1 protein-coding gene is annotated in these 19,482 nt (G+C 54.6%); it reads left to right on the forward strand.

Going from position 1 to position 19,482, the window contains the following annotated elements; genetic code table 11:
• The first annotated feature begins 153 nt into the window (after positions 1-153).
• Entirely contained in the window at positions 154-19,476 is a 19,323-nt protein-coding gene (locus K7B67_RS21735) for a hypothetical protein (RefSeq protein WP_252177933.1), read from the forward strand.
• The last annotated feature ends 6 nt before the right edge of the window (positions 19,477-19,482 follow it).

Here is a 19,482-nt window from a genome sequence, read left to right on the forward strand (position 1 = left end):
TAGACTGTCTTTTAATCTTTGAATTAATGAAGCTGACTATCTATACCTACTTAATGGTGGTCGTATTTTAAATAGATCGCTTATTTTTTTTTTGTGACGAAAAATATCCATCAAGATTTATAGTTTTCAACATCATTACACAGGGATGTAATCATGGCTGATGATAGTAGCACCAGTGATGATCAGCAATCGCAGGCCTCCAGTGATTCAACAGTAGATTCAGATGCTGCCAAAGAGCTTGAAACGGTTCGGTTTGAAAAACCATCAAAATCAATCGTCAAATCCGTGTCAGCTGACACCCAGTATGCCCTGGACTTTAATTCAGATGACGTAAAACTGGAAGTCAGGGGGCCTGATTTTGTTATTGTTTTTCCGGATGGTATTGAAATCACCCTGTTACTTGCAGGGGTAATGGTTGCAACAGAGCAAACCGTTCAATTCAAATTCGCCGATGGCTCCGTTATGAGCGGTGATGAATTCATTGCCAAATCCAGTTTTATTGAATCGGAAGATGTACCTGTTTCTACTCTGAAGGGTGACGATGGTGAGTCTGAAGAGGAAGAAACGTCATCAGAAAAGGAAGCTGAAGCAACGTCATACAGTGAAACGGCTGATTCAAAGAATCAATCGAAAGCCAGTAAGGAAATAAAAAAGAAGGATGAGGAATTTAAGAAAAAACCAGTAGAAGAGGTAGAGCCCCGGGACGATGACTTTACCGACATAGCGCAGGCAACCAGCTCCAGCCCCTCTTCTGCGCCTCAAGAGCCTCAAGAGCCTCCAGAGCCTCAAAAAGACGCGGATGGTAACAGTAATATTACATTCTCGGTGTTCGTGACCAATGTCGGCTCAAGTTCTGCAGGTCAGCTCATTATCGGTGGTGGCGGTAATAGCTCTTCGATTAGCAAAAGCGATCCCGAGCAGCACCTTGAGGTCGAGCGTTTTGGAAGTAGCAGCCAGGACGGAGATTTTGATGTCCAGCTCAATTACAACAGTGGCCTGGAAATTTACGGTGAAGACCCTTTACTCTTCAGTAATTCCCTAAACAGTAAGAAACTGGTTTTGCAGAATGATGCAAATGTCAGTGATATTGAAGCTATTTATGTTGAAAATATGCCGGACGGCTGGGGAGTGGCCGGTGGAGTGGATGAGGGTGACGGAAGCTGGCTGCTGCCGAGCCTGACCAATTTTATTCTAACCTACCCTACCGGAACGGACTCCCAGGTAGTCGACCTTTCCTTCAAGCTGGTTCTCCAGGACGGCTCAGAAAGTGAATACAGCATCCCTGTTATCCGCCGGGATGCCACAGACCCGAATGAACTCACCCTTTCCTCATCAGAAGAGTCGCCTCTGGTACTGGATACCAGCCCGACCAATGACCATATAACAACAGGCGATTATGATGACATTATCCGTGCAGGCGTTGGTGACGACACTGTTAATGCAGCAGGCGGCGATGACTTAGTCTCCGGCGATATGGGTAATGATCAGCTCGATGGCGGGGCGGGTTCTGACACTATCCAGTTCAGCTATGAATATGGCGGTACTACCATAGGGCCTGAACGTGGCGTCAAAGTAGACCTCGGCTCCGGGTCGGTGACGGATGACGGTTATGGCACTTCTGATGTCATTAGCAACTTTGAGAACGTCACCGGCACCCTCCATGACGATACCATCACCGGTAGTGAATACGTTGACGCCAGCAACAATGGTGATAATACACTGACCGGCCTTGCCGGCGACGACGTTATCAGCGGTTTGAGTGGAGATGACTTTCTGGCAGGTGGTGCCGGTACAGATACTCTTTACGGCGGTGCCGGGAGTGACGTACTGGAAGGCGGTGCTGATGATGACATGCTATCGGGTGGTGAAGATACCGATATCCTGAAAGGGGGTGCCGGTGCAGACAGCCTGGACGGTGGCGCAGGCCTGGATACGGTGGATTACAGTGATGAAACCGGTTCTGTCACGGTTAATCTGGCAGGGTCCACCGCCACCGACGGCAGCGGTGATACAGACACCCTGACCAATGTTGAGAACGTGACCGGCAGTTCCGGGAATGACCAGATTTTTGGTGATTTTACGGCGAATGTCCTCAACGGAATGGATGGCAATGACAACATTTCTGGTGGAGACGGGACGGATACCATCCATGGTGGCGCCGGTAACGACTACATAAATGGCAATGAGGGTGACGACGTTATCGAGGGTGGTGCCAACGATGACATTATCCATGGCGGTTTTGGCAACGATACCCTCGATGGTGGTGAAGGTATTGATACGCTGGATATGGTGGGGACTTCCGATACGCCGGATGATATCACGATTGACTTGAGCACCTCACCGGATGGAACGGGTTCCGTTACGGTTAACGAGAGTTATGGGAACGGCCAGTTCACAGGTACCGACACCATCACCGGGTTTGAGAATATCACCACGGATCACGGCAATGACACGCTCACGGGGAATGATCTTGATAATGTGCTGAGCAGCGGTCGTGGCATGGACAGGCTTGATGGTCAGGGTGGGCACGATACCCTTCAGGGAGGCGACGATGATGACACGCTGATCGGGGGCACTGGTAATGACATTCTCGAAGGCGGTGATGGGGACGATGTGCTGGATGGCGGTTCCGGTAACGATGATCTTCGCGGTGGCGATGGCGTCGATACCGTCAGTTTTGCTGCTCTTTCCAGTGCCGTCATTGTCGACCTGAGCGATGGCCGTATTTCCGATGATGGCCTGGGTGGCACAGATACCATTCAATCTATTGAAAATATCGAAGGCACCAACCTAGCGGGGCAGGGCGACATACTGCTCGGTGATACCGGGGATAACGAGATATTCGGTCTGGACGGGGACGATACCCTGGGCGGTGGTGGGGGGACCAACACGCTGGATGGGGGGGACGGGAGTGATACCGTCAGCTATGGCGACGAGACGACCGACCTTACAGTCAACCTGAATGATGCGAACGTGGCAACAGGGTCAGGACAAGACACACTGATTTCCATTGAGAATGTGTCCGGTGGTTCCGGAGACGATTTGTTAAAAGGGACCTCGGATGATAACACTCTCAGGGGCGGCAGTGGTGACGATACGCTGATGGGCCGGGGGGGTAACGATACGCTGGACGGTGGCCTTAATGGCCAGACTGGCGACTGGGTCGATTACAGCGAAGCTTCGTCAGCGGTGACCGTTAACCTTTCCGGCACAGATCACACAGCGTCTTCATACGGCATTGGTGCCAATGCTGCCGATGATGGTGACGGCGGAATCGATGCCCTGCAAAACATTGAAAATATCATAGGCTCCACAGGAAACGACACTCTGATCGGCAATGAGCTGAATAACCACCTGCAGGGTGGGGACGGTGAAGATACCTTTGTGGGCGGTGATGGCAGCGATACCTTCGATGGTGGTAATGGTGCAGAGAGCGATACCGCTGACTATTCCACAGTAACCGGCAATATTGCTGTTGATCTGGAAAATGATACGGCCAGCAACGACGGCTTCAATAACACCGATACCCTGACCAGTATTGAGAATGTGCTGGGCGGCTCTGGTGATGATGTGATTACCGCCGGTGCGAGTAATGAAAATAATGTGCTTCGGGGCAATGCCGGTGATGATCAACTGTCCGGTGGCGCAGGGGCAGACATACTCGACGGCGGTGATGGCGATGACACGCTCATTGGTGGCTCTGGAGCCGATCAGCTGATCGGTGGGGATGGCAATGAAACCCAAGGTGATACGGTTGATTACAGCGCCGCCACCATCGGCCTTCAGGTTGATCTGACCAGCGGCGTGGTAACTGACGATGGTAATGGCGACCAGGACAACATTTCAGGCATTGAAAATGTCATAGGCGGTTCCGGCAATGACCAGCTAACCGGCAACGCTGATGCTAATACGCTGACTGGCGATGTCGGTGATGATGTTCTCGATGGCGCCGGAGGCGAAGACACCCTGCTGGGAGGGGACGGTGATGACCAGCTGTCCGGCGGCAGCGGTAATGATACTCTCAACGGGGGTATCCAGGCAGTCAACGGTGATACCGCCGATTACAGTGCTGACTCAACCGATCTGAATGCGGATCTGGATACTGGTATTGCCAGCAGTACAAACAGTGGCACTGACACACTCATTGGTATTGAAAATATTACGGGCGGCAGCGGTGATGACCGCCTGCTGGGAGACAGTTCCGATAACAAGCTGTCGGGTAGTGCCGGGGACGATGTGCTCATTGGCAGAGGCGGCAGTAACACACTGGACGGTGGCGCCGGGAGTGATACCGCTGACTATTCAGCCAGCACCGGTATCGTGACCGTTGCCCTGGATGGGTCATTAACCAATACCAACGGCATTGATGCGGGCACCGATACCCTGAGCAATATTGAAAATGTCACGGGTGGCAGCAACAACGACACGCTGGTGGGTGAGAGCGGTAACAACGTACTCAGCGGTAACGGGGGTGATGACCTGCTCCGTGGTGGTGCCGGTAATGACACTTTTTATGGGGAGACAGAAGCTGCGGGAATGAATCCTGGCAGTCAGGACACAGATACCGTCAGCTATTCACTGGCAGCGGCAGGGGTCACGGTTGATCTCTCTGCCAATTCAGCCAGCGATGATGGCGACGGTGGTAACGACAAGCTGTATGGCATTGAGAATATAACGGGCAGTAATGCTCAGGATACGATCAGTGGTGATGCCGAAGACAATGAACTTAAAGGTGAAGGAGGCAACGACACCCTGGCTGGTGGCCTCGGCAGCGACAGACTTGACGGCGGTGCCGACACCGACACGGCGGACTACAGCGGGGCTAGTGGTTCGGTCAATGCCGACCTTTCTTCTGGCACCCCCCAGGCGTCAGTCGGTGGCGACACGGATACACTGATCAGCATTGAAAATCTGCGTGGCAGTAATCACACCGATACCTTAACCGGCGATATCAACGCCAATGATCTTCATGGCGGTCAGGACAACGATATCCTGAGCGGCAATGGCGGCGTTGACCGGCTCTATGGTGAAGAGGGTGATGACATCCTGGTCGGTGGCGACGGTGCGGATATCCTCGATGGAGGAGCGGGCAGTGACACGGCGGATTACAGCGCCCGTAACACGAAGGTAACCATCAACCTTCAGAACCAGTCCCTGAACAATGACGGTAACAATGGTCAGGACACTCTGGTGGATATAGAGAACGTCGCTGGTGGCTCTGCGGGCGATGAGCTCACGGGTGGTACCGAAGACAATATTCTGTCCGGCAATGGTGGCGATGACACCCTCAGTGGCGGTTTAGGTGACGACAAGCTAAGGGGCGACGACGGCAATGATACGCTCTCTGGCGGTGCCGGGACAGATGAGTTTGATGGTGGTGCGGACGTGGATACGGTCACTTATGACGGTATCTCCGTTGGCGTCACCGCCAACCTGAAGACTGGCCTCGGTAATGACGGCAGCGGTGGTAATGACACCTACAGCAATGTTGAGAACCTGATCGGCGGCAGCGGCGACGATACCCTGACCGGCACTGACAGTCTTTCCCAGGGCAACGAACTCTCTGGCGGAGCCGGTGACGACACGCTGACCGGCGGTGCCGGCAATGACACTCTGGATGGTGGCAGTGACGTTGCCACCGGCGACACGGTTGTCTTCAGTGATGGCTCCAGCGGTGTCACGGCCAGTCTGGCTGATGGTCAGGATGGTCAGGCGACTGACAGCGAGGGCGGTCAGGACATTCTGCGGAACATTGAAAATATGACCGGTACCAGCAAAGATGACAGCCTGACCGGTGATGGAGGAAGCAACGTCCTTACTGGCAATGCCGGCGCAGATACATTGCGCGGTAATGGCGGCAATGACACTCTCAATGGCGGTAATGACAACGATATCCTGATGGGTGGAGCCGGGGCCGATACCCTCAATGGCGGAGCGGGCAGTGACACGGCAGATTACAGTGACAACACAGGCATTGTCATGGTTGATCTGTCAAAGACGAATGACAAGGTAACTGAAGGCGGGATAACTACCGACATCCTGAGCGACATCGAAAATGTAACCGGCGGCTCTAATAATGACGCTCTGACCGGTGATGATAATGCCAATGTATTGACCGGCGGGGATGGTGACGACGTACTGGTCGGTGGCCGTGATGATGATGAGCTGGCTGGCGGTGATGGCATTGACACGGTGGATTACAGCACCAGTACCCAGGCTGTAACCGTGAACCTGAAAAGTGGCACTGCGTTTGATGGTTTCGGTGACGAGGATGCCTTGAGCGGCATTGAAAAAGTGATTGGCAGTAACCACAACGACAGCCTGACCGGAAATAACGATGATAATGAGCTGTCTGGTGGCTTGGGCGACGACACTCTGGCGGGTGGGAGCGGCAATGATACCTTCCGGGGTGGCGATGGTGAAAACACCGTTGATTACACCAATGCGGCAGCAGCTGTTACTGCCAGCCTGACGGGCGGAGCGACAGACGATGGTGATGGTGGTCAGGATACCTTCCATGATATCGATAATATTCAGGGCAGCAGCCATGACGACCGGATTATCGGCGACGGAAATGTCAATAAGCTCTATGGCGGTGCAGGGGATGACACCCTGACAGGAGGGGCAGGCAATGACACTCTCGAAGGTGGTGCCAATACGGCGGTGGGCGATACTGCCGACTACTCACTGGCGGCCAGTGCAGTCACAGTCGATTTGTCTATCGGCAAGGCGACGGATGACGGTGATAGTGCTGGTCAGGATACCCTGATCGGAATAGAGAATGTTACTGGCAGCAGCGGTAATGATGTGCTGACAGGCGATACCTTTGCCAACAGGTTGCAGGGCGGTGATGGCAACGACACTCTGAAAGGCGGACAGGGTAATGATTCCCTTGAGGGCGGTAATGGCTCCGATACGCTGGAGGGAGGTGAGGGCGCTGACACCATTGATGGCGGCACGGGTGCCGGTGTGGATACGCTCAGTTACGCTGCTGATCAGGATGCTAACAGTGACGGTATCGGTGTGGTTGTGGATCTCTCTGCGGACCGAGCCACCGATGGCAGTGGTTCTGTTGATATCGTAGACAACATTGAGAATGTCACCGGCAGTGACTTTAAGGACACCCTGACCGGCGATGGCAATGTTAATACCCTCTCTGGCGGCCAGGGCGATGATACTCTGGCCGGTGGTGCCGGTGCCGATACGCTGGATGGCGGTGATGAGGACAGTGGCGGTGATACTGCGGACTACACCGATGCATCGGGGTCTGTTACGGCAGGCCTGTCTGGAGGGAGTGGTACGGCCAGTGTTGCTGGTGATGCCACGGATACCCTGATCAGCATTGAAAACATCACCGGCAGCCAGTTTGCCGATACGCTCACTGGCGATAACGATGCCAATACCCTGCTAGGCAATGGCGGTGATGACACCCTCACGGGAGGACGGGGAGAGGACGAACTGGCCGGTGGTGCCGACAACGACACACTGGACGGGGGGCTGGATGCTGACACCCTCAGGGGAGAAGCGGGCGAGGATACCCTGATCGGTGGTGAGGGCGACGATGTCCTGGAAGGCGGTGACGATGCAGACCGCCTTGAAGGCGGCATAGGTGCCGACCAGTTGCGAGGCGGTGCTGGCATTGATACCGCCGTATACAGCAATGATGCCAGCGGTATTACCGTGAACCTTGCTGACGCCACGCCCAATGCCACCGACGGTTCAGGGGCTACTGATACCCTCGACAGCATCGAAAATATTGTCGGCAGTGCCAGTGCTGACAACATTACCGGTGACAGCCAGGTCAACCTGCTACAGGGTGGCAGTGGTGGCGATACGCTGCATGGTGGCGATGGCGGCGATACCCTTCAGGGGGAAAATGACGCCGACAAGCTCTATGGTGATGCGGGCGATGACACTCTGGAAGGCGGCAGTGGCGACGATATCCTTGATGGCGGCCTCGGCAGTGACCGCCTCGACGGCGGCATCGGCAGTGATACGGTCGATTACAGCCTGATGTCCGCCAGTGTGGTGGTAGATATATCCGGCAATACCGATACGGTCACCATTGGCAGCGACACCGATACCCTGGTCAGCATTGAGAATATTAACGGCAGTGATCACGACGATACGCTGACGGGTGACGGCGACGCCAATATCCTGCAGGGCAATGACGGCAACGATACCCTGAGTGGCAATGACGGCGCTGACCAGCTGTTCGGTAACGAGGGTGATGACACCCTGCAAGGTGGCAGTGGCAGTGATACTCTCGATGGCGGTGCCAACGGGGAAACCAACGGTGACACAGTTGACTACAGCAGCCATAGTCGTGCGGTAACGGTTGATCTTGTCAGCGGCAAGACCACCGACGGGACAGCCGATGAAGACAGCCTTTTCGATATTGAAAACATCACAGGCAGCGGGCTGGGTGATACCCTGACCGGCGATATTCACGACAACCTTATAGATGGCGGCAGTGGTAGCGATACCATCGATGGCAATAGCGGTAATGACCACCTTCAGGGGGGCAGCGGTGATGACACCCTGACTGGCGGCCTCGGCAGCGATACCCTTGACGGTGGCGCCGACACGGACACGGCGGACTACAGCGCGGCTAGTGGTTCGGTCAATGCCGACCTTTCTTCCCTCACTCCTCAGGCGTCAGTGAGTGGCGACGCGATAGACACACTGATCAGCATTGAAAATCTGCGTGGCAGTGACCACGCCGATACCTTAACCGGCGATAACAACGCCAATGATCTTCATGGCGGTCAGGCCGACGATACCCTGACCGGCAATGGCGGCGTTGACCGGCTCTATGGTGAAAGCGGTGATGACACACTGGTCGGTGGCGATGGTGCGGATACCCTCGATGGTGGCAGTGGTGGTGAATCGGCAGGGGATACGGCAGATTACAGCGCCCGGAATACGGCGGTGACCATCAACCTTCAAGACCAATCTCAGAACGATGACGGTAGCGGTGCTCAGGACACGCTGAATGATATAGAGAACGTCACCGGTGGCAGTGCCGCCGATACGCTGACGGGTAACGGCGGAGATAATGTACTGACCGGGGGCGGCGGTGATGACATTCTGGCAGGTGGTGGCGGTCAGGATCATCTGGTAGGCAGTGGCGGTTCCGATGTCGATACGGTGGATTACAGTGGTGCTGCCGGTGCGGTGGTGGCTGACCTGTCCAACTCGCAAGCTACTGATGACGGTGATGGCAGTTCTGATGTTCTGACTGATATTGAGAATCTGATCGGTAGTACCCATGGAGATTCCCTGACCGGTGACGCTGAGGTCAACAAGTTTGAAGGCGGTGCCGGTGACGACACGCTGAAGGGCATGGGCGGCAACGATATTCTGGAAGGGGGGGCCGATAACGACACCCTCAGTGGTGGGGCCGGCAATGACACTCTCACAGGTGGTGCAGGCACCGATACGGCGGATTACAGCGATGCCCAGTCCGGAGTGACGGTAGATCTTTCCGCAGCCTCGAATCAGGCTTCTGACGACGGTGATTCCTCCAGCGATACTCTGGACAGCATTGAGAATGTTACCGGTAGCCTCAATAACGACACGCTGACGGGGGATAACCAGAACAACACGCTGAGCGGGTTGGATGGCGACGATACCCTGCGTGGTAATGGCGGTAACGACACACTGAAAGGGGGCGACGGGAACGATACCGCTGATTACAGTGGAGTCACCGGTAGCGTCACCGCCAGTCTCTCAAATAACCAGGTCTCCAGCGATGGCGACGGTGGTCAGGACACTCTGGAAAATATTGAAAACCTGATTGGCGGCACCCTCGGCGATGCGCTGACCGGTGATAACCAGAATAATAAGCTGGAAGGTCGTGAAGGAAACGATGTTCTCAAGGGCGGCCTGGGTGATGATGAACTGATCGGTGGCGATGGCACTGCTGACCGGGCGGATTATGATGATGCCACGGCTGGCGTCACCGTTAACCTGACCACAAAAACTGCATCGGGCGGCAATGGTAATGACACTCTGGATGGCATTGAGGATGTCAGGGGCAGTAACCACAATGACACCCTGACCGGAGACACTAAAGCCAATGCTATAGAGGGATTGGGCGGCGATGATACCATCAGCGGTGGTACCGGGAACGATGACCTGGATGGTGGCGCTGATTTTGACACTCTGGATTACACCGACCACATCAATAACCTCACCGTAGACCTGAACAACTCCACCGTTAACGCCGGCTCGAGCAATGTCGATACCATCAGCAATTTTGAAGCGGTCAGTACTGGCACCGGTGACGACACACTGATCGGGACAGTGGATGCCAATACTCTCAGGGGGAATGCTGGCAACGATACTCTGACTGGTGGCGATGGTGCTGATTCCCTCGAAGGCGGAACCGGCAATGATGTGTTTATCGAGGGGGGTGGCGACGACATTATCGATGGCGGCGATGATATTGATACGGTCGATTACAGTAATCTGGGTTCAGGTCAATCCGTTGTCGCATCGCTGGTTCTGGGAGGGGACGGCTCGGCTGTGTCCGGATCTGATACCGATACACTCCGTAATATTGAGAACATCATTGGCTCCGATGGGGCGGATACCCTGACAGGGAGTAGCGCAGACAACCAGCTGTCCGGTGGTTCGGGTAACGATACGCTGAACGGTGCTGCTGGTGATGACACCCTTGATGGCGGTGACGATACCGACACCGTTGATTATTCTGCAAATACCAGTGGCCAGGCCGTTGTTATTGATCTGGTCAACCAGGCTATTAACGATGATGGTCAAGGGGGCAGCGATACCCTGAGCAATATCGAGATTATCCAGCTTGGTGCAGGTGATGATGTTGCTACGGGCGATAATCAAAACAATGAATTTTACGGCAACGACGGTACCGATACCCTCAGTGGGGCCGACGGTGATGACCAGCTCTATGGTGGTAATCAGGACGACATTCTGCAGGGTGGTGCAGGAACCGACTTACTGGATGGCGGTTCGGGCACTGACACAGTGGATTACACCGATGCCTCCGCAGCGGTTGAAGTGGATCTCACCACAAACCGGGCCAAAGAGCAGGGTGCCCTCACAGACACGTTTAATGATATCGAAAATATTTTGTCCGGTGATCACAACGACACTCTCATCGGCGAAGCTGGCGTTAACCGCATAGAAGGTGGAGCGGGTGATGACAGCATTACCGGCAATGCCGGTAATGACCAGCTGTACGGAAACGACGGAGCGGATACTTTCTACGAAGGTGCGGGCAGCGATACCATCGATGGTGGTTCGGGTACTGATACGGTGGATTACAGCTCGGTATCGGGCGTTGAGCTGACCGTTAATCTAGGTTCGGGGTCTGTCACTTTCAGTGGTGGCAATTTAGATACTGATACTCTGGTTGATATTGAAAATATCGTCGGAACTGACAATAACGATTCCATTACCGGTAGCAGCGAAGTTAATGAACTGGACGGTGGCGATGGTGATGATCGGCTGGTGGGTGAGGCTGGCAATGACACGCTGAGAGGCGGTAGTGGCACGGATACCGCCGTCTACAGCTACCAGACTAACGACGTCCTGATTAATCTGGCAGACGATACCAATAATGATGATGGTCATGGTGATCGGGACAGTCTTTTTGATGTTGAGAATATCGTCAGCGGCTCCGGGAATGACACTCTGACCGGTGATTCGGCCAACAATACGCTTGATGGCGGGGCAGGTGATGATACTCTGTCCGGCGGCTCTGGCAACGACATCCTTACCGGTAATCTTGGCAGTGATACGGCGGATTATCAGGACGCTGTATCCAGCCTGACGATTGATCTGTCTGCTGGCGCTCTGATCAATGACACTCTGGGTGGTCAGGATACTCTTCAGTCCATTGAAAACCTGATAGGCGGCGACCATGCCGATACGCTGACCGGCGACATCAACAGTAATGTTCTCTCGGGGGGAGATGATAACGACACCCTGAATGGGCTGGGAGGCACCGATACCCTGGAAGGGCAGGAGGGTAATGATACCCTCGATGGGGGAGATCTTGATGACATCCTCAAAGGCGGAAATGGCGACGACATTCTGATCGGTGGTTCGGGTGATGACAACCTGCAGGGTGATGCCGGGACTGATACCGCAGATTACAGTGCCCAGACTCAGTCTGTCACCATCAACCTTCTTGATCAGTCACAAAACAACGATGGCCAAAGTGGCCAGGACACCCTATCCGATATTGAAAATCTTTCTGGCGGCAGTAACGACGACACGCTGACCGGCGATAATGCCGACAATACCCTTCGTGGCAATGCTGGTAACGATACCCTCAGCGGCAGTGACGGTGCTGATCAGCTTGTTGGCGATACGGGTGATGATACCCTGCGAGGCGGTGCTGGCGATGACACCCTCGACGGTGGTCAGGGGAGCGGGGATACAGCAGATTACACAGGGCATGGCAGTGCTGTCACCGCAACACTGACCAATGGTGGCGCCGGCAGCGGTACCTCCACTGATGCCGCCACCAGTGACACCGATACTCTGGCAGGCATCGAAAACCTTACCGGCAGCAGTCATGATGACACCTTAACCGGTAATAACCTTGCCAACATTCTTCATGGCGGAGACGGCGCGGATACCCTGATCGGCGGAGACGGCGCAGACACCCTGCGTGGCGGCGATGAGACAACCGATAATAGCCTGACTGATACTGCCGACTACAGCGCCGCCACCGGAGCCCTGACCATTGACTTGGCCAATGAAGAAGCCACCAATGATGGCTACGGCAACCGTGACGCGGTGATCGATATCGAAAGGGTGGTTGGCACGGCTTACGATGATTCGATTCGGGGGGATGATGAAAATAACCGGCTGACTGGCGGTGATGGCAACGATACGCTTTATGGTGCGGGAGGGGTAGATACGCTTATCGGCGACGCTGGCACTGATACCGTCGATTACAGCGATGCCGGCAGCGCTATCAATGTGAACCTGTTTAATGGCTTAGCTACCGACGATGGCGATGGTGCCAATGACACACTCACAGGCATTGAGAATGTTATTGGCTCTGACAACGATGACACCATCGAGGGTGATACTCAGGCGAACCAACTGGAAGGTGGCGATGGCGCCGATACCCTGACCGGCGGCGATGGCGACGATGTGTTGCTGGGTCAGGACGGTGACGACATTCTTGAGGGTGGTCTTGGCGCTGACACTCTCGATGGTGGGCTGGGTAATGACCGGGTGGATTACAGCGCCTTCGCCGGATCACTGACTATTGACCGTTCAGCGGGCGGAAACAGTTTTCAGGTCGATCTCGGTGGTGGCAATATCGATACCCTGACCAGCATTGAAGACCTGGTGCTGGGTGCGGGTGATGACCACATCATCGGTGATAGCGGGGCCAACCGTTATGACGGTGGAATAGGTAATGACACTCTGGAAGGCGGGGGTGGCAACGATACTCTCAACGGCGATGAAGGCGATGACACCCTTAAGGGTGGCAGTGGCAGCGATACCCTGGATGGTGGTGAAAGCGCCAATGATAACGATACCCTGGATTATTCTGACAATACCACAGGCCTGACGGTTGACCTGGGTTCGTCTTCGGTGGTGGATGGGGTGGATACTGACACCATTGCCAATTTTGAATCTGTGCTGGGTGGTTCCGGTGATGACATCCTGACAGGTACTGCAGAAGTCAATATTCTGGATGGCCAGGACGGGGATGACACCCTTTATGGCAAGGCCGGTGCCGATACCCTGAGGGGCGGAAACCACAGCAGCAACGGTGATACCGTTAATTACAGTACCCATGGCAGCGCAGTGACGGTTACGCTGGGTGCCAGCGGTAACGGAACGGCTAACGATGGCACCGATACCGATACCCTGGAAGGCATAGAGAACATAAACGGTACCGGACTTGACGATACCCTGACCGGTAATGACAGTGCCAATACTCTCAATGGCAATGCTGGTATTGATACCATTAACGCCGGTGGTGCAGCAGATACAGTCAATGGTGGTGATGGTGCGGACATCATTGATGGCGGTGCCGGAGATGACACTCTCCACGGGGACGCTGATGGTGACACTGTCAGTGGTGGTGATGACAACGATACCCTCTACGGCGATGCTGGCAATGACAGCCTGAATGGCGACGCCGGGGATGACATTCTTTACGGTGGAACCGGTAACGATACCCTGGATGGTGGCAGTGATTCCGACACCGCCGATTACAGCGGCAAGGGGGCGATCACTGTTGATATGAACCTGGGCAGTAACCAGGTCAGTAATGACGGTGAAGGTGGTCAGGACACGCTGCTTAATATTGAAACTATTATCGGTACTGCCAACAACGACAGTTTGACCGGCAATGCTGGCAGCCACCGGTTTGAAGGGGGCGGCGGCGATGACACCCTTTCAGGTGGCAGTGGCGATGATGAGCTGGTTGGCGGCGATGGCAACGATACCATTGACGGTGGTGCGGATAACGATGACATCGAGGGTAATGCCGATAACGACATCCTGACAGGGGGTCAGGGTGCAGATTTCCTCAAGGGTGGCACCGGTCAGGATAATCTTTCAGGTGGAACCGAGAATGACACGCTCTGGGGTGAAGATGGTGATGACGAGCTTGACGGGGGTGCCGGTGACGACGCCATCAACGGCGGGGCAGGAACCGATACTCTGTTGTTAACCGGGGCAACACAAGCAGTCGATATTGATCTTCAGGCAGAGACAGCAACCAACGATGGTTATGGTACCAGCGACTCCAGTATTACCAATATTGAGAATGTTACGCTGGGCGCTAACGGCGGTACTGTCACGGGCAGTGCTGATGTCAATGTGCTGACCGGAAGTACTGGAATTGACCAGTTTCATGGCGGTAGCGGTAATGACAGGCTGGAAGGCCATGACAGCGACGACCTGCTTTACGGAGATGCTGGTCAGGACACGCTGTATGGTGGTGCCGGGGCAGATACCCTTGAAGGGGGTACGGAAAATGACACCCTCTATGGCGAGGCAGACAACGATACCTTGCGTGGCGATGCCGGTCAGGATCAGCTCTTTGGCGGTGCCGGCAATGATACCCTGGAAGGGGGTGATGACGACGATACCCTCGAAGGTGGCGCCGATGACGATACCCTCCACGGCGGTGACAACAATGACACGCTGCGTGGCGAGGCGGGTGCCGACACGCTGAACGGTGACGCCGGTGATGATGTGCTTGAAGGAGGGGATGGCATTGATATCCTCAATGGCGGTGATAACGACGATACCCTGCGAGGAGGGGCAGAAGGCGACACGCTGAACGGAGGTTCCGGTGATGACACCCTGATTGGCGGAGCCGGTAATGACAGCCTCGACGGTGGTGCAGGTACAGCAGACTGGGCCGATTTCAGCGACGCCATTGGTGATGTGACCGCTGATCTCAGCGATCTGGTTGGCACCAATGCCGAAGATGGCCAGGGTTCCAGCGATACCCTCGTAAATATCGAGAATATCCGTGGTGGTGCCCATGATGACGACCTGACAGGGGACGCCAACGCCAATCATCTGGAAGGCGGTGATGGCAATGATACTCTGACCGGCGGTGCCGGCGCCGACACGCTGGAAGGCGGTGATGGCAATGATACTGTTAACTACGCCAGTGAGAGTTCGGCAGTCACCGTTGACCTGTCCAATGTTTCACAAACGGCAACCGTCAGCGGAGTCACTGACAACCTGTCCGGTATTGAAAGTGTGGTCGGAGGCAGCGGTGACGACGATCTCACCGGTAACGGTGACGCCAATACATTGCAAGGCAATGCCGGTCAGGACACGATTGATGGCGGTGCCGGTAACGACACACTGCAAGGCGGTGCTGACAATGACACCATCATTGGTGGCCAAGGTGATGACACCATTGACGGTGGCAGTGGCGATGACCTGCTGAACCTGAGTTTGGCAACCCACGCCATCGACCTTGACCTGGGTGACGGAAAAGCCACTCAGGATGGTTATGGTTCATCTGACAGCAGCATCGCCGGGATTGAAAACGTTACCGGAGGTGGCCAGGCCGATAATATTACCGGCAATGCCCAAGCCAATACCCTGCGTGGAGGCGGGGGTGGAGACACTCTGAAAGGCGGTTCTGGCAACGACAAGCTTTACGGTAACAATGGCGCTGACACGCTGCAAGGCAATGCCGGTGACGATGAGATACGGGGCGGTGACGGTAATGATACGGTCAGTTACGCTGACGCTGCTAACGCGGTTGATGTCAATCTGGCCGATGGCACAGCCACCGGCAGCGCTGAAATCGGCTCTGATACCCTCCACGAAATCGAAAATATTACCGGCAGTATACACAACGATACGCTGACAGGTGACAGCGCAGTTAATACTCTGGATGGCGGCTCGGGCGACGACGTACTGATCGGTGGTGCCGGTGATGATGTGCTGGAGGGGGGTGATGACATTGATACCGTTGATTACAGTGGCGCTGCCAACGGTGTGACCGTCAACCTGACAAGCAAGACAGGCAGTAGCACCGATCAGGGCACCGATACCCTGAAGAATATTGAAAATATTACTGGCAGTAATCAAGACGACGCCCTGACCGGCAGCAGTGTCAACAATTCGATCAATGCCGGTACCGGCGCAGACACCCTTTACGGCTCTGACGGCAGCGACACCCTTGATGGTGGCGGCGGCAGCGACTCGGTGGATTACAACACAGCCCATTTCAACAACTCTGGTACTGGCCTAACCATCACTCTGAACGACTCTGCCAATGGCAGCGCGACTCATGGTAGTGCTACCGACACGCTCAAAAATATTGAAAATGTCACTGGCTCCGGTAACAACGATACCCTGACCGGAGACACTGGCAATAACACCCTTAATGGTATGGGGGGTGACGATACTCTGAAAGCGGGTACCGGCACAGACACCCTGGATGGTGGCACTGGTTCTGACTCGGCGGATTACAGTAACCATGCTAATTCCGGTATCACGGTTGTGCTCAATGGCAGCGGTAACGGTACCGTCTTTGATGGCACTGAGACAGACACACTTAGTAATATCGAAAACATTATTGCCACAGACGGCGCCGACACCATCACGGGTGATAATGAGGACAATAACATCGATGCCGGTGATGATAACGACACGATTAACTCAAGTGGTGGTACCGACATTCTGGATGGTGGCAGCGGCACGGATACTGTCAATTACAGTAGCAACAGCAGCGGTGTGACCGTCACTCTGGCTGGAGCATCTGATGGCTCGGTGGCTAAGAGTGGTAATACCGATACTGTCCGTAATGTGGAAAATGTCGTTGGTACTGCTTTTATCGATACCATGACCGGTGACAGCAACAACAATAGTCTCAGTGGTGCGGGTGGCAACGATACATTCCATGGCAGCGGTGGCAACGATATTCTGGATGGCGGCGCAGATATCGACACCGTGGATTACTCGGCGGATACTGCCGGTGTCAGTGTCACTCTGGCCGAAACCGGTAATGATGGTACAGCCACCATCTCTACGGGCACCGACACCCTTCGTGAGATCGAAAATATTATTGGCGGCAGCGGGGCTGATACGCTCATCGGTAACACTGACAGCAACCGACTTGATGGCGGTGCCGGTGATGACACGCTTCGCGGTGGTGTCGGTGCTGATACGCTGGATGGCGGTGATGACATTGATACCGTTGATTACAGCCAGGATTCAGGGCGGGTTGAAGTTAATTTGTTTGCGGGTATCGCCTTAGATGGTGGTTTTGCAAACGATACGCTGACTGATATCGAAAACATTATTGGCTCCGACAATGCATTTGGCGACCAGTTGGTTGGTGATGGATCAGCCAACACCATCGACGGGGGTGCCGGAGGCGATCTTATTGAGGGTGGTGCCGGTGCTGACACTATTAATGGAGAAGACGGCGACGACAACATTAACGGTAATCAGGACGATGACATCATTACGGGTGGCGCTGGCGATGACACCATCCACGGTGGCTTCGGAAACGATAAATTAGATGGCGGTGCTAACACTGCGGTCGGCGATACGCTGGATATGGTGGGTAATGCCATCGGAGCTGGTGATACACCGGATGATATTACCGTCGACCTCTCTGCCATAGCCGATGCTGATGGTTACATCACCGTCAACAAAAGTTATGGCGGCGGAGCCTCCACCGGTACTGACAAGGTCAAGGGTTTTGAGAATGTCACCACCAACCACGGCAACGACACCCTGATTGGTGACAGTGCCAACAATATTCTGACCAGTGGTAGCGGCAATGACACACTCCGGGGCGGAAACGGAAACGATACTCTCATTGCCGGTGACGACAACGATATTTTGGAGGGTGGTGCCGGAGTCGATACGCTGAATGGTGGGGCCGGTGAAGACACGGTTGATTACAGCAGTGAAGCCAGTGGCGTCACGGTTAACCTGGGCACTGGTGTGGCCACCGACGGTGGCAGCAGTAACGACACCCTGACCGATATTGAGAATATCACGGGCAGTGATCACGGGGATTTACTGACCGGGAGTACGTTCGTTAATACCATAGAGGCCGGTAATGGCGTAGACACGATTTATGGCAGCGGTGGCAACGATATTCTGGATGGTGGCGCAGATACTGACACCGTGGATTACTCGACGGATACTGCCGGTGTCACTGTGACTCTGGCGGAAACCGGTAACGATGGCACGGCCACCACGACCGCAGGCACGGATACTCTTCGTAATATCGAAAATATTATTGGCGGTAGCGGGAATGACACGCTTACCGGTAACACTGACAACAACCGTCTTGAAGGCGGTGCTGGTAATGACACGCTTCGCGGTGGCGCCGGAGCCGACACGCTGGATGGCGGAGCCGGTGAAGACACGGTTGATTACAGCAATGAAGCCAGTGACGTCACGGTTAACCTGGACACCGGTAACGCCACCGATGGTGGTGGCAGTAGCGATACTCTGACCAGTATTGAAAAAGTGCTGGGTTCCAGCAGCGGGGATAATCTCACCGCCTCCAGCACAGTAGCTAACGTACTGGAAGGTAATGCCGGTGATGACACCTTAACGGGTTTTGCAGCAGATCAGCTTATTGGCGGAGCCGGTGACGACACGCTCAATATCGATCTGGCAGCCCTGCAAAACAATGCCACACGGATAGATGGCGGCGCCGACTATGACACGCTCAATCTGAATAACGGTGGCACCTGGGATTTGGGCAACTACACCAGCCTTATTGATAATGTTGAAAAGATTGATTTCAGCGATGGAAGTGCCGATACCATCACTATCTCCATGAATGATATCGCTGCTCTTACCGGAGGAAGTAACAGCCTGACCATTGATATTGATGACAATGGCACTGATGGCATTACTGTGAATGATTCGACCAATAGTGATACCAGTAATCCCAGTCAGCACACTTACGATGACGGTAATGGCAATACCTTAATAGTCAATTTCCTCTGATGGATT

The sequence above is a fragment of the Endozoicomonas sp. 4G genome (genome assembly GCF_023822025.1).
Lineage (GTDB): Bacteria > Pseudomonadota > Gammaproteobacteria > Pseudomonadales > Endozoicomonadaceae > Endozoicomonas_A.

What these genes read in the sequence shown, in the direction of transcription:
- K7B67_RS21735 (WP_252177933.1), top strand. Translation starts at nt 154, where the DNA reads ATGGCTGATGATAGTAGCACCAGTGATGATCAGCAATCGCAGGCCTCC.